Genomic DNA, 20,355 nt, shown 5'->3' on the forward strand with positions numbered 1-20,355 from the left:
ACTCCGCACCACAAGCCGGCGCCACGAGCGCCCACACCGCTCCGCTTCGCAAACCGGCACCGTGTCACAGCCGCAAGGACTTTCGTTTATCGGGGCGTCGCCGGCGGTGAAATGGCGGCGGTTCGGGAGATATGTTGGCCGCTGCCGAGTGACTTGCCCTCTTTGTGGTGCGGATCGGCCCCTCTTTAGCCCCGGAACGGCGAAACCGCGTCCTTTGCCCGCCTCTTCCGGTATCTCCGTGGACCGCCGCGTCGAGATGCGGGCGGAAAGGCCCTTTCCGGGGGCGGGCCGCTTACCGGTGCGTGGTTGCCGCACCGTACGCATGCGTAAAGCGGTCAAATCCCCGACGGGAAAAGAAGGTTGCTAGCGCATGCGTCAGCCGTGTGATTGGGTGAAGCGCATTGTTGAGCGGGGAACAGGTTGCGGGTTTGTCGCATGCGCCTGCGATTTCTTCCCCGGGTTGTGAAGTGCCGGAGGGGGCGCGGGATGCGATGGGTCGGCAAGCGATGTCTTGCTTTGGGGTGGGCGCTGGGTGCCGTGGTGGCCGGTTGGGGCGTGAGCGGCTGTGACGTCCTGTCCTCGTCGGACGACGACGAGCCGATCACGGTGGGCACGGCCGACCCGGTGACCACGCTCGACCCGGCGGGCGCGTACGACGCGGGCTCCTGGGGCCTGTACAGCAACGTCTTCCAGTCGCTGCTGACCTTCCGGACCGAGAGCCCGAAGCCGGTGCCGGACGCGGCGAAGAGATGCGACTTCGCCGGCGAGGAACTGCGGACGTACATCTGCGAGTTGCGGCCCGGCCTGCGCTTCGCCGGCGGTCGCGACATCACGGCGGAGGACGTGAAGTTCTCCTTCGACCGGATCGTCGCCATCAACGACCCGCGCGGCCCGATGTCGCTGCTGACCAGCCTCAAGTCGGTGGAGACTCAGGGCGATGACAAGGTGATCTTCCACCTCAGGTCGGCCGACGCGACGTTCCCGTACAAGATCGCCACCGGCGCCGGCTCCATCGTGGACCGGGAGAAGTACAGCCCCGACAAGCTGAGCACCAGCGAGGACGTGACGGGGTCCGGGCCGTACGTGCTCAAGAAGTACGAGCCCGAGAAAATAGCCGAGCTGCGCCCCAACGGCGATTACCAGGGCGCCATAAAGGACACCGGAAAGCCCGTCACGGTCCGCTACTTCGCGGATTCGGAGGCCCTCCGGGACGCCTGGAAGAAGAAGGACGTGGACGTCGCCGCGCGGCAGTTGCCGGCCGCCTACGTGCGTTCGCTTTCCGCGACCGACCCCGCCATGAAGGTGATGGAAAACCCGGGCGCCACCACCGGCAATCTGGTCTTCAACGTGCGCGAGGGATCGGCGCTGAAGAACCCCGCCGTGCGCCGGGCCATTGCCGCCACCGTCGACCGGGGCGAGATCATCCGCAAGGCACACAGCCGCACCGTCGATCCGCTCTACTCACTCATCCCGAAGGGCGTCACCGGCCACAACACCGCCTTCTACGACTCCTACCCGAAGCCCAGTGCCGAGGAGGCCCGCCGACTCCTCCAGGCGGCCGGCATTTCCACCCCGGTCAGCTTCCGCATGGCGTACGCGCCGGGCTCGGCGGCCAAGGCCGAAGGCGAGGAAATCAAGGCGCAACTGGAGCGGACGGGCCTGTTCAAGGTGTCGTTCAAGCAGTACAAGTGGGACGAGTTCCAGCGCGGCTTCAACAAGGGCGACTACGACGCGTACGGAATCATCTGGTATCCGGACTTCCTCGACGCGGACACCTTCGTCAGCCCGCTGGTGGGGGAGCAGTCCACGTTGCACAACGGCTATCGCAGCGACCGGGTGCGGTCCCTGATCCGCGACACCCAGAAGACCCCGCAGCGGGAACGCGTGGTGTGGGACTTCCGGGAGATCCAGCGGCTGATCGCGCACGACGTGCCGATACTGCCGCTGTGGCAGGGCAAGGACATCGTGGTCAGCGAGGACGGGATCGCCGGCACCCAGTTCCTCTCCGAGGGCACCGGCATGTGGCGCCTCTGGGAGCTGGACCGCATCTGACCACCACGCCGGGCCGACCCCGTCCACGGGCGGCCCGGCCAGTGGGGGACTTCCGATGCCGGTCTCGCGGCCCCAGAGCGCGCGCTCGGAGCGTGGTCTCTGAGCCCGTGCTCAGAGCCCGTGCCGGGCCAGGAAGTCCGTGATCAGCTCGGCCCACTCCGTCGGCGCCTCCACCATGGGCAGGTGCCCCGTGGCCAACTCGGCGTACTCGGCCCCCGGGATGTTCTCGGCCAGCGGGCGCGAGTGGTGCGGGGAGACCAGCAGGTCCTCGGTCGTGGCGACGACCAGCGTGGGCACGGCGATGCGCGGGAGGTCGGCCGTGGTGTCCACGGCCCCCGCCAACGCCGCCTGGTCGGGCGTGCCGGGCGGCACGGAGGCGGCGATGTCGTCGAGCAGCGGGTCCAGTTGGTCGGCCGCCAGGCCCTCGTACGTCGCGGGGGCGAACGCGGTCAGCGCCACCAGTTCCGCGAAGGCCCGCCGGTCGCTCAGGGACAGCAGCCGGCGCCACAGCGCGAGCGTGGTCCGCAGCCGGTTGTCGGCCCTGGCCAACCCGGCCGTGAGCACCAGACCGCGCACCCGCTCCGGATGCCGGGTGGCGGCCCGTACGGCGACCGTCGTGCCGAGCGAGTAGCCGACCAGCGTGAACGTCTCCACGCCGGCGCCGACCGCCTCCGCCACCAACGCGTCGGCCAGCCCGTCCAGGGTCAGCGGCGCGCCGGCGCGCGGCGTCTCCCCGGAGCCCGGGTAGTCGGGCGCCACGACGGTGTGGCCCGCGGCCAGCGCCGGCAGGATCGGCACGTAGTTGCCCTCGATGCTGCCGCCAGCGCCGTGCGCGAGCAGTACGCCAGGACCCGAGCCGGTGACCCGGGTGGCCAACGGACCGATCGGCGCGGCCGGCGCCGGGGCGGAGACCGGGCCGGGGCCGGTGCGCCCGGACGCGGTGGAGGCTGCCGCGCCAGCGACGGACGCGGACGTGACAGACGTGGCGGAAGAGGAAGAGGAAGAGGACGGGGACAGGACTGGGTGCGCGGTGCTGGCCGCGGGAATCTGTGCCATGGCCGGTAGGTTGCCCTTTGACATCGGTGTGAAGGTCAAGTCGAGGCGGAAGGACGGCCGGGCGGAATGCTGATCGGCGAGCTGGCACGGCGCACGGGCGTCAGCACGAGGCTGCTGCGCTACTACGAGGAGCAGGGCCTGCTCCGCTCCGAGCGGGACAGCAACGGCTACCGCCGCTACGCCCCGGAGGCCGTGGACACGGTCCGCCGGGTCCGCGAGCTGCTGGCCACGGGGCTGAACACGGACGCGATCCGTACGGTGCTGCCCTGCACGCACAGCGCGGGCCCCGGCGTACGCGACTGCGCGCACTTCACCGACATCGTGGACGGCCAGCTCTCGAAGCTGGACGACGACATAGCCGAGCTCCAGCGCCGCCGCGCCGCCCTCACCGACTACGCGGCCCTCTCCGACCTCCCCACCCCGGCCCCGGCCCCCGCCCCGGTCACGGCGCAGCGCCCGACACCGGGCCCGGGCCCCTCCTCGGCCGCGCCCTCCAGCGTCGCGAGCTAGCCCGGCGCCCGCCCCGGGCCGCCCACCGGCCGCCAGCCGCACAGGAGCGCGCTCGAACAACCGCGAGGGCCCCGTACCGGCCAACAGCCGATACGGGGCCCTCACACGCGTTGGGGCCGACCGCGAGGTCAGAAGCGGCGGGTGATCAGCGCCCGCTTGACTTCCTGGATCGCCTTGGTGATCTCGATGCCGCGCGGGCATGCCTCCGTGCAGTTGAACGTCGTGCGGCAGCGCCACACGCCGTCCCGGTCGTTGAGGATCTCAAGCCGCTGCTCGCCACCCTCGTCACGCGAGTCGAAGATGAAGCGGTGCGCGCCGACGATCGCCGCCGGGCCGAAGTACTGGCCGTCGTTCCAGAACACCGGGCACGAGGAGGTGCACGCGGCGCACAGGATGCACTTGGTGGTGTCGTCGAAGCGCTCGCGGTCCGCCGCGGACTGCCGGCGCTCGCGCGTCGGCTCGTTGCCCGTGGTGATCAGGAAGGGCATCACGTCCCGGTACGCCTGGAAGAACGGCTCCATGTCGACCACGAGGTCCTTCAGGACCGTCAGGCCCTTGATGGGCTCGACCGAGATCGGCTTGTGCGGGTTGATGTCCTTGATCAGCGTCTTGCAGGCGAGCCGGTTGCGGCCGTTGATCCGCATGGCGTCCGAGCCGCAGATGCCGTGGGCGCACGAGCGGCGGAACGTCAGGGTTCCGTCCAGCTCCCACTTGATCTTGTGGAGGGCGTCCAGGACGCGCTCCTTGGGGTCCATCTCGATCTGGAAGTCTTCCCAGACCGCCTGGTCCGAGACCTCCGGGTTGAACCGGCGGATTCGGAACGTGACCGTGATCAGGTGCGCGGCGGACTCGGCGTCCGTCGGTGCCGAGGAGTTCTTCTCAAGGGTCGCGCTGCTCATCAGTACTTACGCTCCATCGGCTCGTAGCGGGTCTGCACGACGGGCTTGTAGTCGAGCCGGATCGACTCGGTGCCGTCTGCGCCCACCTCGCGGTACGCCATGGTGTGCCGCATGAAATTGACGTCGTCGCGGTTCGGGTAGTCCTCGCGGTAGTGGCCGCCGCGCGACTCCTTGCGGGCCAGCGCGGAGACGGCCATCACCTCGGCCAGGTCGAGCAGGTTGCCCAGCTCGATGGCCTCCAGGAGGTCGGTGTTGAACCGCTTGCCCTTGTCCTGCACGGAAACGTTCCGGTAGCGCTCGCGCAGGGCGCCGATCTCCTCGACCGCCGTCTTGATGGTCTGCTCGGTGCGGAAGACCATGACGTTGGCGTCCATGGTCTCCTGGAGCGCCTTGCGGATCTCGGTGACGCGCTCGCTGCCCGTCGAGTCCCGCAGCCGCTCGACCTGCTCGATGACCAGCGAGGCCGGGTTCTCGGGCAGCTCGACGTAGTCGGCCTTGGCGGCGTACTCGGCGGCGGCGATACCCGCGCGACGGCCGAAGACGTTGATGTCGAGCAGCGAGTTGGTGCCGAGCCGGTTCGCGCCGTGCACGGACACGCAGGCGACCTCGCCGGCGGCGTACAGGCCGGGCACGACGGTGTCGTTGTCGGCCAGCACCTCGCCCTCGACGTTGGTCGGGATGCCGCCCATCGCGTAGTGCGCGGTGGGCTGGATCGGGATCGGGTCCGTGTACGGCTCGATGCCCAGGTAGGTCCGCGCGAACTCGGTGATGTCCGGCAGCTTGGCGTCGAGCTGCTCCGGCGGCAGGTGGGTCAGGTCCAGGTAGACGTGGTCGCCCTCGGGGCCGCAGCCGCGACCCTCGCGGATCTCGGTGTAGATCGAGCGGGAGACGACGTCACGCGAGGCGAGGTCCTTCATGACGGGCGCGTACTTCTCCATGAAGCGCTCGCCGTCCTTGTTGCGCAGGATGCCGCCCTCGCCGCGCGCGCCCTCGGTGAGCAGGATGCCCATCCGCCAGATGCCCGTCGGGTGGAACTGGAAGAACTCCATGTCCTCCAGCGGCAGCCCGCGCCGGTAGACGGCCGCCTGGCCGTCGCCGGTGAGGGTGTGCGCGTTGGAGGTCACCTTGAAGAACTTGCCGCAGCCGCCGGAGGCGTAGATGACGGCCTTTGCCTGGAAGACGTGGATCTCGCCGGTGGCCAGCTCGTACGCGACCACGCCGGCCGACTTCCTGACGCCGTCGACCTCGGTGATGAGCTGGTCGAGGACGTAGAACTCGTTGAAGAACTCCACGCCCTCCTTGACGCAGTTCTGGTAGAGCGTCTGGAGGATCATGTGGCCGGTGCGGTCCGCCGCGTAGCAGGACCGGCGGACCGGGGCCTCGCCGTGGTTACGCGAGTGGCCGCCGAACCGGCGCTGGTCGATGGTGCCGTCCGGGGTGCGGTTGAACGGCAGGCCCATCTTCTCCAGGTCCAGGACCGAGTCGATGGCCTCCTTCGCCAGGATCTCCGCGGCGTCCTGGTCGACCAGGTAGTCGCCGCCCTTGACCGTGTCGAAGGTGTGCCACTCCCAGTTGTCCTCCTCGACGTTGGCCAGGGCGGCGGCCATGCCGCCCTGCGCCGCGCCGGTGTGGGAGCGGGTCGGGTAGAGCTTCGTCAGGACGGCGGTCCGGCTGCGCTTGGTCGACTCGATGGCCGCGCGCATCCCGGCGCCACCGGCGCCGACGATGACGGTGTCGTACTTGTGGATCTTCATCGGATTGCGTCAGCCCCGGGCTCTAGCGGATGTTCGGGTCGAAGGTGAAGATCACCAGCGTGCCCAGCAGGATGGTCCACACGGTGGCGCAGTAGAGCACCGTCTTCAGCCAGAAGCGGGTCTGGTCGCGCTCCGCGTAGTCGTTGATGATGGTGCGCAGCCCGTTGGCGCCGTGCAGCATCGCCAGCCACAGCATCACCAGGTCCCACGCCTGCCAGAACGGCGAGGCCCAGCGGCCGGCGACGAAGGCGAAGCCGAGCCGGGAGACGCCGCCGTCGATCACGAGCTGGATCAGCAGGTGACCGAGGACCAGGACGGTGAGCAGGATGCCGGACAGCCGCATGAACAGCCAGCCGTACAGCTCGAAGTTGGTCCGGCTGGCCTTCGGGGTCTTCGAGGTGCGGGCCCGGGGCGGCTCGATGACCGGCGCGGGGTTGTCGACGTCGTACGTCGTGCTCGCGTGGGCCGTCGCGGGGGTGGTGTCAGTCGCCATCATCAGCTCCCGAAGAGGTCGCGGAGGGAGTGCTCCATGATCGGGTAGAAGGCGCCCGCCATCAGGACGACCCAGATACCCACCGAGGCCCAGAGCATCTGCTTCTGGTACCGGGGACCCTTCGACCAGAAGTCCACGGCGATCAGGCGCAGGCCGTTGAGCGCGTGGAAGAGCACGGCGGCGGCGAGGCCGTACTCCATCAGGTTCACTACGGGATTCTTGTAGATCGCGATCGTGTCGTCGTACGCCTCGGGCGATACGCGGACGAGCGCGGTGTCCAGCACGTGGACGAGCAGGAAGAAGAAAATGGTCACGCCGGTGACTCGATGAGCCACCCAGGACCACATGCCTTCCCGGCCGCGGTACAGCGTTCCAGCCGGCACGGAAAACCCTCCGGGAGCGGGGACTGGGGCCACCGGCTTGCTGTCGGTCGGGCCCGGCCGGGTACGGTCCACCGGCCCTGGCCATCGTAGCGACGTGTTGTCGGTTCCCCGCGCCGGGGTCCGGAGGTGTGATCAAACAGCCACGTACGGCCTAGGGCGGCCCGGCCCCCGACGCCTCGGGCGCGGCGCGGCGCGCGGAGCGTCAGGTTCCGTGTGGCCTGGTCGCGGCGAGGTGGGCGAGCCGTCCCCGCGCGATGCGGCGCAGTTCGTCGGCCGCCACCTCGCGCTCGGTCTCCGCGTCGTTGTCGAGCCGGGCGCGGATGGCGGCCAGTACGTGGCCGAGCACCTCCTCGTGCGGGACGCCGTCCAGACACACCACGAAGACGTGCCCGAACTTGCTCTCGTACGCGGCGTGCGCCGCCCGCAGCGCGGTGTGCGCGGCGAGCGTGCCGGGGCCACGGGAGCCGGAGGGCGCGTGCTGGGCCACCGACTCGTCGGCGAGCGCCTCGGTGAGGTCGCGGGGCGTGAGGTCGTAGCTCGCCTCGTCGGCGGCGGCCAGCAGCGCGGGCAGGTCGGGGTAGGGGCGGTGGGTCGCGAGCCGGCGGGCCCAGCGGCGGCTGCCGCAACAGGCCAGCAGCGCGGCCTCGACGGCCCCGTCCTGGGCGGCGTTGAGCCGGTCGAGCGCGCAGCCGGGCGGTGGCGGTGGCGCGGCCGGCGACGGGGGCGGCGCGGCCGGGGGCCCGGCCGCGGGCGCGGGCGCGGTGGCCGGGGCCGGTGTGGCGGGGGCGATGGCTGAGGGCTGGGACGGCGCGGTGGCGGCGCCGGTCAGCACGTCCGGGGTGTCGCTGGACACGGTGGCCTCCTCGGGATGAGCGGCCCGGAGAAGAAGGCGGCGAACGGGGCGGGTACGGGCGACCGCGGGGCCGGACCGTGGAGGCCGACCGCTGCGGAGCGTGACGAATTGGATACGTGAAGGGAACGGCCAGGGAAAGTGGGCGGGAAGAGGAAGTGCGGTGGCCAGGGTCGCCGAGAGGGACGCCTGGCGGGCGGGAGGGGGATCGGGCGAGGTGGGCCAGCGGGAGCGGTGAGCGGGAGGGTGCGCGGAGGGCAGGCGAGGGCTCAAGGGGGGAGGCGGAGGTCACGGTAGCGATACCTCTCCGAAATGGACCCGGTGCGACGTCAACTTCACCCGAAGGAGAGAGTTTTTCTGCGGGTGGTGGACGATTTGCCTCCGCTATCTCCGCTCTTTCGCCCCTCAATGGGAGGTTTGCCCCCATGAGGATGCCTCGCTCTGTCTCCAAGACCACGATCATCGTCGCGGCCCTCGCGGTCGCGGCGGCCCTGGCGATCGTGCTGGCCGTGGTGGGGTGGCCCGGCGGCGACGACTCCGACCCCGCGCGCGACGGTCCCGGCTCCACCTCCGCCGGGCCCTCGGAGCCGCCACCGCTCGACGGCCGCCCGCCCCGTTCCCTCGGCTCGGCCGACCCGCCGCCCGCGCCGCGCACCATCCCCGCCGTCCGCTCGTACGAGCCCGAGGGCGGGCCCGGTTGGCGGCCGGGGAAGGACTCGCGGGTGGTCGTGGACCGGAAGGGCTCGCTCGCCGACGAGGCCGACCGGCTCGCCCGCGAACTCGGGCTCACCGTCGCCGAGGGGTCGCCCCGGCGCGGCGACATCGCCCTCGCGCTGCGCCCCGCGTCGGTCATCCGGGCCACGCCCAAGGCCGGGGACGACAAGGGGGCGGGGCGGCGGCCGGCCGACGGGGTCGCGCGGCGGCCGGCGCGGGAGGGCGCGGGCGAGCCGGGCTCGCCCGGCGACGACCAGATCGCCCGCGAGTCCTACGTACTGACGGTGCGTGACGGGCAGGCGCTGATCACCGGCTCCGACGACGCGGGCGTCTTCTACGGCACCCGCACGGTCCGGCAGGCGCTGCGCTCGGGTGACGGGCGGCTGTCGGCCGGCGTCGTGCGGGACGGCCCTGACCGGCCACAGCGCGGGCTCATGATCGACACGGCGCGCAAGCACTTCACGGCCCGCTGGATCGAGGACCGGGTGCGCGAGGCCGCCGAACTCAAGCTCAACCAGGTAGGCCTGCACTTCTCGGACGACCAGGGCTTCCGGATCGAGAGCAGCTCGCACCCGGAGATCGTCTCCGCCCAGCACCTGACCAAGGCTCAGGTGCGGCGCATCGTGCGGCTGGCCGAGCGGCTCCACGTCGCGGTGATCCCGGAGATCGACTCGCCCGGCCACCTGGGCACGGTGATCCGCGCCCACCCCTCGCTGCAACTGCGCGGCGCGGACGGCAGCGCCCCGCGCGGCACGGTCGACATCTCCGCGCCCGGCGCGGCCCGCATCCTGGACGACCTGCTGCGCGAGTTCGCCCCGCTGTTCGCCACCGACGCCGGCGGCGGCCCGTACTGGCACCTGGGCGGGGACGAGTACCTGGCCCTGACCGTGCGCGACCCGGAGAACACCTTCCCGCAACTGGCCCGGCACGCCGAGCGCAGGTACGGGTCCGGGGCACGGGTGCAGGACCTGGCCACCGGTTGGCTCAACGACCGCGCCAAGGCGGCCCGCGCGGCCGGGGCCCGGGTCAAGTCGTGGAACGACGGCCTCTTCCGGGGCGGCGTGGTGCGCGCGGACAAGGACCGCGAGGTGGAGTACTGGACCGGCAAGGAGATCGGGGCCCGACAGCCGGAGGAGTACCTGCGCGAGGGCCGCCCGGTGATCAACGTGAACGACGAGTACCTCTACTACGTGCTCGGGGAGCCCAACGACTTCGCGTACCCCACCGGGAAGCGGATTTACGAGGAGTGGTCGCCCCGGGTGCTGCGCGGCAGCGAGCCGGTGCCGGCCGCGCTCGGCGGCCGGGACCGGGTGGTGGGTGGTCGGTTCGGCATCTGGTGCGACATCGCCGACGCGCAGACGCCGGAACAGATCGCGCGCGGCATCCGCGCGCCCCTGCGCGCGCTGGCGCAGCGCGTGTGGGACCCGCGCGAGCCCCGCGAGCCCTGGGCCCGGTTCGCGGCGCTGGGCGAACAGGTGACGGGCCGGTAGCCGGCGGCGCGCGGCACCCCACCGGCCGGGCCGGACTCTCCCGAAGCCGCGCGCCGTTGGTCACGCGTTGGTCACGCGTGGGTCGCACGAAGGCCCTGGTCCGCGTGTCATCGCAGGCCAGGGCCGGGGTAAAGCTCAAGACGGTCGGGGCCGCCACCCCCCACAGGAGAGGCCCCGACCGCCGTACGAGACGGACCCGCGTACGAGCCCGTATCACCTACAGCGCCACGCGCCTCGAATGCGTCACACCGGCCCCGAGGACCGGTCTGGACGCGCCCTAGCGGATGCCCGTAACGTGCAGGTCCGCGCCGTCGTGCGCGCCGTTTGCATATCTCATCGCGGCCCGGATCGCCGGCCGCGTTCCAGGGGGCCTGAAATGTTTCCGTGCGGGAATTGCCGCGCCACCGCTGTCGGCGCCGATGGGCGCTGCACCGCGTGCGGCTCCTACCAGCAGCAACAGCAGCAGCCGTTGCCCAGTGCGCCCCCGATCGGATACCCCGCTCCCGGTCCACAGGGAATGGGCATGCCCGCCCCCGTGGACCTGCGGCGCGGTCTGTCGACCGCGCTGACGGTGCTGTTCGGGGTGCTGATCGCCTCGGAGATCGCGGTCCTGGTGGCCGTGACCGACCAGTGGAGCATCCTCGGGGACTTCCAGGACGGGAAGCTCATCTCCTACGAGAAGGCCGACGACGCCGACGACTTCGCCATGGGCATGTCGGTCATCAACTTCTTCGTGGTCGTCGCGGTCGCCATCGTGTGGGCCGTCTGGTTCCGCCGGCTGCGGCTGAACGCCGAGGTCTTCGCGCCGGGGCAGCACCGGTTCACGCCGGGCTGGGCCGCGGGCGCCTGGTTCACGCCGGTGGTCAACCTCTGGTTCCCCAAGCAGATCGCCAACGACATCTGGCGGGCCAGCTCCCCGCAGGGCCCGCACGCCGCCAAGCGCGGCCTGCTCAACGGCTGGTGGGTGACGCTCATCGTCGGTCAGGTCATCGGCATGGTGGCCAGCATCCGGTACGAGGTGGCCAACACCAAGATGGAGGAGGGCGACATCGAGACGCCGAAGGAGGCCATGGACACCATCGACTCCATGCACTCCGCGCTCGGCGCCAGCATGTTCTCCTCCTGCGTACTGATCGCCGCCGCGATCCTCGCCCTGCTCCTCGTCCGCCAGATCACCGCCATGCAGGCCGAGCGCGCCACGCTCCCGCCGCAGTCCGGCCCCGCGCCGTACGGCCCGTCCGGCGGTCTGCCGTACGGGGCCCCGGCGGGCCAGCCCTACCCGAACCAGCCCTACGGAGGCGCCGCTCCCTACGGCGGCCCGCAGTACGGTGGACAGCAGTACGGCGGCGGCCCCGGCACGCCGTCCGCGCCGGGGCAACAGGCGCCGGGCCAGCAGCAGTACCCGTACGGCTCCGGTCCCGCCGGGTACTGAGACCGGAGGCGGCCCGGACGACGACCACGTACGGCGCCGCTGAGCAGCGGATTCTCCAAGTGGAGCAGGATGAGGGCGTGCAGGGGGACGACGGGGAGTTGACCGCCGCGGTGCGCGCGGCGCAGGACGGGGACGAGGCCGCCTTCCGAACCGTCTACCGGTCCGTGCACCCTCGGTTGCTCGGATACGTACGGACGCTGGTCGGCGAGTCGGACGCGGAGGACGTCACGTCGGAGTCCTGGTTGCAGATCGCGCGCGACCTCGGCAGGTTCAACGGGGACGCGGACCGGTTCCGGGGCTGGGCGGCGCGCATCGCGCGCAACCGGGCGCTCGACCACATCAGGATGCGCGGGCGCCGCCCGGCCATCGGCGGGGACGAGACCGAACTCGCCGAGCGGCCGGCCGACGCGGACACCGCGCGCGAGGCCCTGGAGTCGCTGGGCACCGGGCACACGCTCGCGCTCATCGCCCAGTTGCCCCGCGACCAGGCCGAGGCCGTGGTGTTGCGGGTGGTCGTCGGCCTGGACGCCAAGAGCGCGGCCGGCGTGCTCGGCAAGCGCCCCGGCGCGGTGCGCACCTCGGCCCACCGGGGCCTGCGGCGCCTGGCCGACCTCATCGAAGGCCCACCGAGCGAGCCCGTCGACCAGGGCGGCGCGGGCCCCCTCGGCCCACCCGGCCCGGTCGGCCCGGGCGGCGGCCCCGGCGGTGGCGCGGGCCCACCCCCGGGGACGGGGCGGATGGAGAGCATGGCGGCGCGGGAACCGGCCCCGCTGCCACGGAGGGGGGCGGCTTCCGCCGTACGACCGGGGGCGGCGGCGCTCACCGGCAGGGAGAGCACACCGGCCGAAGTGGGAGCGGACGCGACGGGAGAGGCGATCCCGTCGCAGCGCCTGGGACGTAGCGGCGCGACGACGTCCGCGAGTGTGACGGATTCGTGCGCGCGGACGCAGAGGGACATGTGATGGCCGACAAGCACCAGTACGGCTGGCTGGATGATGACGCCGCTGAGCGATTGCTGCGCGGCGTCCCGGTGCCTGGCCAGAGCGGGTTCGGCGGAGCGCGAAGAGAGCGAAACGAGGCTGGTCCGACCCTCGCTGACCAGGGGCGGAGCGAGGCGGAACGAATCGCCACGGCGGGCGTCGGCGGCCCCGGCGACGGCCTCGCCCACGCCGAGGACCACACCGAGACCGACGACCTGGGCGCCCTTGGGGCGCGGCCGACCGCCGCCGGCGGCCCGGCGACCCCCGGTCGCGGCGCTCCCACGACGCACGACCACCCCGACCGGGCCACGGCCCAACAGGTAGCCGCCCAGCGGTTGGCCGCCGTGCTCGCGGCCGTGGCCGAGGACGCGATCGGGCCGCTTGGCCGCCTGGAGTGCGAGGAGGGGCCGCTGCCCGGTGAGGAGGCGGCGGTCGCGGCCTTCCGTGCCGCGCGCGCGGCCCCGGCGGCGTCCGCCGACGGGCCGCGCGCCGAGCCCGCCGCGCCCACGCTCGGCAACGTCCACGGGGCCGTCGCGGCGCTGTCCGAGGGGCCGCGAGCCGGTGACGGCGACGCCCCGCTGGCCGCCGCGCGCGACGAACGGGGCGCCGCCGGCGCGCCCGCCCGCACGCCCGGGGCCGCCGAGTCGGCCTCCGACGCGCGGGGCGCGTCCGCCAAGAACCGCTCCACGCTGGCCACGGGTCGCGGCAGGCGCACCACGGGCCCTTCGGCGACCACCGTGGTCGGCCGGGCGGACACCGGCCCCGGCCGCAAGGGCAGGCCGGCCCGGGGAAGACCGGTGCCGGTGCGCGGCCCGCTGCGTGCCGGCCTCGCCGCGGCGCTGGTGGGCTGCGCGCTCGGCAGCGTCGCCGTCGCCGCGGGCACCGGCGTGCTACCGACGCCCTTTCGGGGCGACGTGCAGCCGGCCCCGGCCGCGAGCGTGACCGCCGCCGGGACCTCCGACGGCTCGGTGCCCCAACCGAAAATCAGCGGCGCGACGGGTACGCCGTCCGACGACCCGAGCCACGCGCGGCCGCCCGGCGACGGCACGCGGCCCACCGAGTCCGCCTCCGCGCGCCCCGACGGCCCGGGCCGAAGCGGTGACGCGAGCCCGAGCGGTGGCGCGACCGACGGCGCGGGCGACGGGTACGACCCCGGCCACGAACCCGGCGACGGCCCCGACGCCACCGCGCCCGGCAACCGTCCGAGCAGCCAGCCACCGCGCTGGACGCCCGACCCGAACCGCAAGCGCTGGGTCCTCGCCATGTGCCGGGACTACGTCGCGCACAAGAACGGCGAGGACGTGGGCCTGGACCCGCACACGCTGCTGAAGCTGGAGCGCGCGGCGGGCGGGGCGAGCGCGGTGCGGAAGTTCTGCGCCGGCCTGCTCAACGAGGACAGCCCCCCGCGCCCCGGCGGCGGAGGCGGCGGTGGTGGTGGCGGCCAGAGCGGCGAGCCCGGCGAGGAGCCGGACGAGGGCGGCCCGGGCGGCGGTGACGGCGACGGGCGGCCTCCCGGGCAGGGTCGCCCCTCACCCACGGGAACCGCCACCGCGACCCCCAGCCACACCGCGGGTGTGACGCCGAGTCCGGCCACGCGTCACTGAATGTTCGCGGCCGCTCGCACGGGCGAGCGGAAAGTGTGCGGGCGACTTCCGCCCGGCATACCGCTGGTTAACGGACGAAGTGCCCGCTGTGGGGCACCGTGTACCGGCCAGAACCGATGAGGTGTGACGTTTTCTCGCGTCGCGGCGCTGAATGGAGCGGGCCGACTGGTCATCGGCCGCGCGCAAGCCGGGGTTCCCCCCGTACCTGCGGCTACGCGCAACCGGCGCGGGTGGGGCACGTTCCCCCGGCCCTGCCCGCGCCCCCTCCTTCCCGTACGCCCACCGCCGCCCGGCTGCCCGTACGACCCGATGCCGGCGGGTGTGGCACAGGGTGCGGAAACGTGGCGGCGCCCGGGGGAGCGGCGCGCCCGCCCGTACGGTCGGGGAAGGCGCGGCTAGCGGTAGACGACCACCTTGTCGCCGGCCTTCACCTGGGCGAAGACCGAGGCGATCTTCTTCTTGTCGCGCACGTTCACGCAGCCGTGCGAGGCGCCGCTGTAGCCACGGGCGGCGAAGTCCGACGAGTAGTGCACCGCCTGGCCGCCGCTGAAGAACATCGCGTACGGCATCGGGGTGTCGTAGATCGTCGAGACGTGGTCGCGGCTCTTGAAGTCCACCTTGAACGTGCCCTCGCGGGTCGGCGTGTACTGCGAGCCGAACCGGACGTCCATCGCCGCGAGCACCTTGCCGTTGACCATCCACGACAGCGTCCGGCTGGCCTTGCTGATGCACAGCGTCCGCCCGGTCATGCACCGCGGGTCGGGCTTGGCTATCGGGCGGCTCGTCGGCGGATACATCGCGGTCCGGCTCGGCCGGTCCGTCAGATCGCGCAGCTTGGCCCACGTCTTGGCGTCCAGGGTGCCGGAGGCGGGGCGGTTGTGGCCGCGCTGGAAGGCGGAGACGGCCGTGCCGGTGACCGAGCCGTAGTACCCCGTGGGCTGACGGTCGAACAGGCCGAGTTGGCGCAGCCTGGCCTGAAGTTCCCGCACCTTCTCGCCGCTGGTGCCGAGCGCGAGCACCGGCCGCGGCAGCGGCTTGGCGGGACGCGTCGGCCAGGTGCGCTTGGTCGGCGTCCGGGTCGGGGCCGGGGCCGGGCGGTGGGTGCGCGGCGGCGCGGGGCGCTGCGTGCGGGGCTTGGTCCGGGTGGGCTCGGGTGCCTTGTGCGTGCGCTGCGGGGTGGTGCGCTCGGGCTCCGCGGTGGCGGTCGGCCCCCGGGACGCCCCGGACTGCACGGACGCCGGCTCACATCCCGTGGCGACCGTGGTCACGGCTGCCGCCGTCACCACAGCGAGCGTGGTCCGTAAGACGGAAACGGACATCCGGCGCATCTGTCGCCCCCCACATCACGGCAATTTTTTTCCCTTCCACTTATGCCCGGGGCCGCCGGGTGTCGAACCTCGCGTCGAGCGAAGGCGAGGGGCGCCCGCCCGCGCCTCGATCAACGGGCGGGAACCGGTCGCTCAACCAGCGGTCGGGAACGGCCCACTGGTCGCTGAACCCGGCCGTCTTCCGGGACGCCGGCCCGTGCGCCGGAACGGCCGGCCTGTGGGCACGCGGGAGTTGTCGGGGGCGCACGAGCCCTTGACCTGAACCGAGGGTGAGGCCGGAGCCTGGGGGCGACCGTACGCTGTCCCACCGCAGGCCCGGCCGTGACGCGGCCACCGCGCCGGCCGGGACGGCCCGACGCCGCGACCGAGGAGCACGCCATGCCCGCGCCCGCCGATCCCTTCGAGCCGCTCCCCGTACCCGACGGCGGGTCGGGAGCCACGGCCGTACGGCACTGGATAGCGGGGCACGCGCACCCGCTCCCCGATGTCGGCGCCCGCGCGCCGCTCGACCACCTCGCGCCGCTGCGCGCCATGGTCGGTGACGCCCGCGTCGTCGGCCTCGGCGCGGCCACCCGGGGCGCGGCCGAACTCACCACGCTGGCCCATCAACTGATCCGCTACCTCGTCGAGGAGTTGGGCTTCCGCTCGTTGGCCCTGGACGAGGACTGGTCGAAGGGGCTCCAGTACGACGCGTACGTGGCCGGCACTCCCGTGCCCGGCTACGGCGGTGACGGTCCTGGGACCCCGCGCGAACTGCTCGCCGACGCCTGGCGGCCGCACCGCAGCGCCGAGTTCCTCGCCGTGCTGCACTGGATACGCGCCTTCAACCAGCGCCACCCCGAGGACCGGGTACGCGTCGTCGGCCTCGACCACGGCGCGGTGCGGGCGCACGTCTACGACGCGGTGACCGACCACGTCCGCGCCACGGCCCCGGACCAACTGCCCGAACTCCTCGCCCTCTACGCCGACCTGCGCCCCGCGCGCCCCGTCACCGAGCACGCCCGCTGGTACGCCGAGCTGCCCGACCAGGCTCCCCTGCGTGCGGCGGCGCGGCGGGCCCGTGAACTCGTGGCGGGCCTGCCGCCCGGCCCCGGGCACGCGCTCGCGCTGCGCCACGCGCGGGTGATCGAGGGGTTCTACGCGTACCACGAGCGCGACCACGACCACGAACAGGGCCATGACCAGGGCCGCGACCCCGAGCCCGGCGGCCCGGACGCCGTCGGTGGCGCGGACGGCTCGTTGCCGCTCATGGCCGAGAACGCGATCTGGTGGCACGAACACACCGGCCACCGGCTCGTCCTGTGGAGCGGCCTCGCCCACACCGCGGCCGGCGCCCCGCTCACCGCGTCCTTCCCGCCGGCGGCGGCGCCCCCGGTCACGCGGTGGGCGGAAGGCGGTGCGCTGCGGCGGCACTTCGGGGCCGGGTACGTGTCGGTCGCCCTGATGTTCGGCCACGGGGAGGCGCTGCACACCGTCGCGCCCCCGTCCCCCGCCCTCGCCGACGCCGTGCTGAGCACCGCCCGCCCCGACGCGTACCTCCTCGACCTGCACGCCCCGCAGCCCGTCGCGGTGCACAACTGGTTCGACGCGCCGGCCACGGTCCGGGTCATCGGGCCCAGCTATCGGGCGGAGCGGGACGCCGACTTCCACATCACCGGCGGACGCCTCGCGACCTGGTTCGACATCCTGGCCTGGGTACCCCGGGTGACCCCGCTCGACTGGCTGCCCTGAGCTGGCCCGGTCGGACCCGCCCGGGCGCCACGGGACGGCGCGGCTACGGGGCCAGCACGTCCAGCTCGGCCATCGCGCCGGTGGCGATCTCGCGGGTCAGTGACTCGGCGCGGGCCGCGTCGCGTTCGCGTATCGCCTCGGCGACGCGCACGTGCAGGGAGACCGCCGCGGGGTCCGGGTCGGGGAACATGACATGGTGTTCGGTCCGCCCGGCCAGCACCTCGGCCACCACGTCGCCGAGGCGCGCGAACATCTCATTGCCCGACGCGTTCAGCACCGTTCGGTGAAAGGCCACGTCATGCACCAGATACGCATCGAGCTGCTGGCCGCGTGAGGTGGCCACCATGCCCAGGGCGTGCTCGGTGAGCCGCGCGCACTGCTCGGGCGTGGCGAGGGTGGCCGCGAGGCCGGCGGCGACCGGTTCGACCGCCGAGCGCAGCACCGTGAGGGAGCGGAGCTGACGCGGCCGGTCGGCCCCGGCCAGGCGCCAGCGGATCACCTGTGGGTCGAAGACGTTCCACTCCTCGGTGGGGCGCACCGTGACGCCGACCCGGCGCCGGGACGCCACCAGGTACATGGACTCCAGCACCCGTACGGCCTCACGGATCACGGTGCGCGACACGTCGAAGCGCCGTTCCAGCTCGTCCGTGCGCAACACCGTGCCCGGCGGGTACTCGCCCGCGGTGATCGCCGGACCGAGTGACGCCAGGACGCGGGCGTGGAGCCCCTGCCCGTGGTTTTCCATGGCGGTCAGCCTACGGCGTGGGGCTCACCCGAAATAAGTATGACTTTTAAGTCACATCCTCTTGAATACGTCGTACCTATACGTGAAGGTGTGGGGCGTCGTCGAGGTCGATGAAGACAGCGAGGTTGTTCATGCATGCCCCCCACGTCGTGGTCGTCATGGGCGTGTCCGGTACGGGCAAGTCCACGATCGGTCGCTCACTCGCCGCGCTCCTCGGCGTCCCGTACGCCGAGGCCGACGACTTCCACCCGCCACGGAACATCGCCAAGATGTCCGCCGGCACCCCGCTCGACGACGCGGATCGCGCCCCCTGGCTCGACGCGATCGGCGCCTGGGCCCAGGGCCAGACGCGCCAGGGTGGCGTCGTGAGCTGCTCGGCGCTCAAGCGCGTCTACCGGGACCGGCTGCGCGCCGCCGCCCCCGGCATCGTCTTCCTCCACCTCACCGGCGACCGTGCCCTCATCGCCGAACGGCTCAGCGCCCGCAAGGGGCACTTCATGCCCGGCGCGCTGCTCGACTCCCAGTTCGCCGACCTCGAACCGCTCCAGGACGACGAACGGGGAGTGGCGGTGGACGTCACCCCGCAGCCCGCCGTCATCACCCAGCGCGCCATCGAGGAGATCGCCCGGCTCGACGAGGACCTCCCGACCACCTGACCGGCCTCGACCCGCCCTAACCGCCTGCTCGTCGAGGCCGCCTCCCGCCCCGTCGGTGCGAGCCCGTGCCCGTACCCCCGCCTACGGGCCGTGCCACGCGCCCCGTACGCGCCTCACCCCCTGCCCTCTGTCTCGTACGCACCACACGCCACCCCCGTGTCCCCGCACGCGCCCCCCGCACCCCCGTCCACGTAAAGGAACCGTTCCGTGAGCACTCTCAGCGTCGAGATGCTGGCAGCGGATGCCGCCGAACCCATCACCTCGGCCGGCCACGCCCAACTGGGCGTCGCCGTCCTCGTCGGCATCGCCGCCATCGTCCTGCTCATCACCAAGTTCAAGCTCCACGCGTTCCTGTCCCTGACCATCGGGTCGCTGGTGCTGGGCGCGGTCGCGGCGGCGCCGCTCGACAAGGCCATCGCGAGCTTCACGACGGGGCTCGGCTCCACGGTCGGCGGTGTGGGCGTCCTCATCGCGCTCGGCGCGATCCTCGGCAAGCTCCTGGCCGACTCCGGCGGCGCCGACCAGATCGTGGACACCATCCTGGCCCGCGCCAACCAGCGCACCATGCCCTGGGCCATGGCCCTGATCGCGGGCATCATCGGACTGCCGCTCTTCTTCGAGGTCGGCATCGTGCTGCTGATCCCGGTCGTCCTGCTGGTCGCCAAGCGCGGCAACTACTCCCTCATGCGCATCGGCATCCCGGCCCTGGCCGGCCTGTCCGTGATGCACGGCCTGGTGCCGCCCCACCCCGGCCCGCTCGCCGCGATCGACGCGATCGACGCCAACCTCGGCGTCACCCTCGCCCTCGGCGTCCTCGTCGGCATCCCCACCGTCGTGATCGCCGGCCCCGTCTTCGCCCGGTACGCCGCGCGCTGGGTGGACATCGAGCCGCCCGAGGGGCTCATTCCGCAGCGGCCGTCCGAGACGCTGGAGCGCCGCCCCAGCTTCGCCGCCACCGTCTGCACGGTGCTGCTGCCCGTCGTGCTCATGCTGGGCAAGGCGCTGGTGGAGATCGTGGTGGACGACCCGGAGAACCACCTCCAGCGGGTCACCGACGTCATCGGCTCACCGCTGATCGCGCTGCTCGCCGCCGTCCTGGTGGCCATGTTCACGCTCGGCCGGGCGGCGGGCTTCGCCAAGGAGCGGCTGTCGAGCATCGTGGACACCTCGCTGGTTCCCATCGCGGGCATCCTGCTCATCGTCGGCGCCGGCGGCGGGTTCAAGCAGACCCTGATCGACATCGGCGTCGGCCAGATGATCCTGGACTTCTCCAACGACTGGGACGTCTCGCCGCTGCTGCTCGCCTGGCTCATCGCGGTCGGCATCCGACTCGCGACGGGCTCGGCCACGGTCGCCACCATCTCGGCCGCCGGCCTCGTCGCGCCGTTGGCCACCGACATGTCCACCACCCACCAGGCCCTGCTCGTCCTCGCCGTGGGCGCCGGCTCGCTGTTCTTCAGCCACGTCAACGACGCCGGGTTCTGGATGGTCAAGGAGTACTTCGGGATGAACGTCGGCCAGACGATCAAGACCTGGTCGCTGATGGAGACGATCATCTCGGTCGTGGCGGGCGGCCTGATCCTGCTCCTGTCCCTGATCATCTAGTCCCCGCCCGCTATCCGCTGCTTGCTGCTCGCCGGTCGCCGTCGGCCGTTCGGCACCGTCGGCTGCCCGTCGC

General features: G+C 72.6%; 17 protein-coding genes. 9 read left to right on the plus strand and 8 right to left on the minus strand.

Annotation, left to right across the window (positions count from 1 at the left end):
- Positions 1–555: 555 nt before the first annotated feature.
- Positions 556–2,052, plus strand: coding sequence for an ABC transporter substrate-binding protein (locus OYE22_RS20565; protein WP_348652229.1), 1,497 nt, complete (start codon positions 556–558; stop codon positions 2,050–2,052).
- A 111-nt stretch (positions 2,053–2,163) separates the two neighbouring features.
- Here the strand turns inward: OYE22_RS20565 and OYE22_RS20570 are convergent, their stop codons facing one another.
- The gene (locus OYE22_RS20570) at positions 2,164–2,928 is read right to left on the minus strand and encodes an alpha/beta hydrolase (RefSeq protein ID WP_277321783.1); all 765 of its coding nucleotides are present in this window, start codon (positions 2,926–2,928) and stop codon (positions 2,164–2,166) included.
- Between the two features lie 246 nt (positions 2,929–3,174).
- Here OYE22_RS20570 and OYE22_RS20575 point away from each other — a divergent pair, with 246 nt between their 5' ends.
- Positions 3,175–3,618, plus strand: coding sequence for a MerR family transcriptional regulator (locus OYE22_RS20575; RefSeq protein ID WP_277321784.1), 444 nt, complete (start codon positions 3,175–3,177; stop codon positions 3,616–3,618).
- Between the two features lie 128 nt (positions 3,619–3,746).
- Here the strand turns inward: OYE22_RS20575 and OYE22_RS20580 are convergent, their stop codons facing one another.
- The 5 genes from OYE22_RS20580 to OYE22_RS20600 all read right to left on the minus strand — a co-directional run bounded on the left by OYE22_RS20580 (position 3,747) and on the right by OYE22_RS20600 (position 8,000).
- Entirely contained in the window at positions 3,747–4,517 is a 771-nt protein-coding gene (locus tag OYE22_RS20580) for a succinate dehydrogenase iron-sulfur subunit (RefSeq protein WP_277321785.1), read from the minus strand.
- Entirely contained in the window at positions 4,517–6,271 is a 1,755-nt protein-coding gene (gene sdhA, locus OYE22_RS20585) for a succinate dehydrogenase flavoprotein subunit (protein ID WP_277321786.1), read from the minus strand. Before sdhA ends, OYE22_RS20580 begins: the two co-directional genes overlap by 1 nt.
- Before the next feature lie 22 nt (positions 6,272–6,293).
- Entirely contained in the window at positions 6,294–6,764 is a 471-nt protein-coding gene (locus OYE22_RS20590) for a succinate dehydrogenase hydrophobic membrane anchor subunit (protein ID WP_277321787.1), read from the minus strand.
- A gap of 2 nt (positions 6,765–6,766) precedes the next feature.
- Positions 6,767–7,147, minus strand: coding sequence for a succinate dehydrogenase, cytochrome b556 subunit (sdhC, locus tag OYE22_RS20595; RefSeq protein WP_176162091.1), 381 nt, complete (start codon positions 7,145–7,147; stop codon positions 6,767–6,769).
- 202 nt (positions 7,148–7,349) lie between these two features.
- Positions 7,350–8,000, minus strand: coding sequence for a 2-oxo-4-hydroxy-4-carboxy-5-ureidoimidazoline decarboxylase (locus OYE22_RS20600; protein ID WP_348652230.1), 651 nt, complete (start codon positions 7,998–8,000; stop codon positions 7,350–7,352).
- Positions 8,001–8,422: 422 nt separating this feature from the next.
- On the opposite strand from OYE22_RS20600, the gene OYE22_RS20605 reads away from it, so the two are divergent.
- The 4 genes from OYE22_RS20605 (at position 8,423) to OYE22_RS20620 (ending at position 14,217) form a co-directional block, all read left to right on the plus strand.
- Positions 8,423–10,201 carry a family 20 glycosylhydrolase gene (locus OYE22_RS20605; RefSeq protein ID WP_277321788.1) on the plus strand — a complete coding sequence of 593 codons (1,779 nt, stop codon included), beginning with the start codon at positions 8,423–8,425 and terminating at the stop codon, positions 10,199–10,201.
- A gap of 523 nt (positions 10,202–10,724) precedes the next feature.
- Positions 10,725–11,633 carry a DUF4328 domain-containing protein gene (locus tag OYE22_RS20610; protein ID WP_277321789.1) on the plus strand — a complete coding sequence of 303 codons (909 nt, stop codon included), beginning with the start codon at positions 10,725–10,727 and terminating at the stop codon, positions 11,631–11,633.
- 77 nt (positions 11,634–11,710) lie between these two features.
- Positions 11,711–12,595: an RNA polymerase sigma factor gene (locus OYE22_RS20615; protein WP_277324234.1), complete on the plus strand. Its 885-nt coding sequence runs from the start codon at positions 11,711–11,713 to the stop codon at positions 12,593–12,595.
- On the plus strand, positions 12,595–14,217 hold the full coding sequence (locus OYE22_RS20620; protein WP_277321790.1) for a hypothetical protein: 1,623 nt from the start codon (positions 12,595–12,597) through the stop codon (positions 14,215–14,217). Before OYE22_RS20615 ends, OYE22_RS20620 begins: the two co-directional genes overlap by 1 nt.
- A 395-nt stretch (positions 14,218–14,612) precedes the next feature.
- Here the strand turns inward: OYE22_RS20620 and OYE22_RS20625 are convergent, their stop codons facing one another.
- Positions 14,613–15,500 (minus strand): L,D-transpeptidase family protein, encoded by an 888-nt coding sequence (locus OYE22_RS20625; RefSeq protein WP_277321791.1) that lies wholly within the window; start codon positions 15,498–15,500, stop codon positions 14,613–14,615.
- A gap of 423 nt (positions 15,501–15,923) precedes the next feature.
- Between OYE22_RS20625 and OYE22_RS20630 the strand changes: the two genes are divergently transcribed.
- On the plus strand, positions 15,924–17,276 hold the full coding sequence (locus OYE22_RS20630; protein WP_277321792.1) for an erythromycin esterase family protein: 1,353 nt from the start codon (positions 15,924–15,926) through the stop codon (positions 17,274–17,276).
- Between the two features lie 43 nt (positions 17,277–17,319).
- On the opposite strand, the gene OYE22_RS20635 is transcribed toward OYE22_RS20630, so the two are convergent.
- Positions 17,320–18,021, minus strand: coding sequence for an FCD domain-containing protein (locus OYE22_RS20635; RefSeq protein WP_277321793.1), 702 nt, complete (start codon positions 18,019–18,021; stop codon positions 17,320–17,322).
- Between the two features lie 131 nt (positions 18,022–18,152).
- Here OYE22_RS20635 and OYE22_RS20640 point away from each other — a divergent pair, with 131 nt between their 5' ends.
- The gene (locus tag OYE22_RS20640; RefSeq protein WP_277321794.1) at positions 18,153–18,677 is read left to right on the plus strand and encodes a gluconokinase; all 525 of its coding nucleotides are present in this window, start codon (positions 18,153–18,155) and stop codon (positions 18,675–18,677) included.
- A gap of 207 nt (positions 18,678–18,884) precedes the next feature.
- Positions 18,885–20,282, plus strand: coding sequence for a gluconate:H+ symporter (locus OYE22_RS20645; RefSeq protein ID WP_277321795.1), 1,398 nt, complete (start codon positions 18,885–18,887; stop codon positions 20,280–20,282).
- The last annotated feature ends 73 nt before the right edge of the window (positions 20,283–20,355 follow it).

The sequence above is a fragment of the Streptomyces sp. 71268 genome, assembly GCF_029392895.1.
GTDB lineage: Bacteria > Actinomycetota > Actinomycetes > Streptomycetales > Streptomycetaceae > Streptomyces.

Excerpts from the sequence above, each read along its gene's own strand:
- OYE22_RS20575 (WP_277321784.1), top strand. The coding sequence starts at position 3,175 with ATGCTGATCGGCGAGCTGGCACGGCGCACGGGCGTCAGCACGAGGCTG.
- OYE22_RS20580 (WP_277321785.1), bottom strand. The coding sequence starts at position 4,517 with ATGAGCAGCGCGACCCTTGAGAAGAACTCCTCGGCACCGACGGACGCC.
- sdhA (WP_277321786.1), bottom strand. The coding sequence starts at position 6,271 with ATGAAGATCCACAAGTACGACACCGTCATCGTCGGCGCCGGTGGCGCC.
- OYE22_RS20590 (WP_277321787.1), bottom strand. The coding sequence starts at position 6,764 with ATGGCGACTGACACCACCCCCGCGACGGCCCACGCGAGCACGACGTAC.
- OYE22_RS20605 (WP_277321788.1), top strand. The coding sequence starts at position 8,423 with ATGAGGATGCCTCGCTCTGTCTCCAAGACCACGATCATCGTCGCGGCC.
- OYE22_RS20610 (WP_277321789.1), top strand. The coding sequence starts at position 10,725 with ATGCCCGCCCCCGTGGACCTGCGGCGCGGTCTGTCGACCGCGCTGACG.
- OYE22_RS20620 (WP_277321790.1), top strand. The coding sequence starts at position 12,595 with ATGGCCGACAAGCACCAGTACGGCTGGCTGGATGATGACGCCGCTGAG.
- OYE22_RS20630 (WP_277321792.1), top strand. The coding sequence starts at position 15,924 with ATGCCCGCGCCCGCCGATCCCTTCGAGCCGCTCCCCGTACCCGACGGC.
- OYE22_RS20635 (WP_277321793.1), bottom strand. The coding sequence starts at position 18,021 with ATGGAAAACCACGGGCAGGGGCTCCACGCCCGCGTCCTGGCGTCACTC.
- OYE22_RS20640 (WP_277321794.1), top strand. The coding sequence starts at position 18,153 with ATGCATGCCCCCCACGTCGTGGTCGTCATGGGCGTGTCCGGTACGGGC.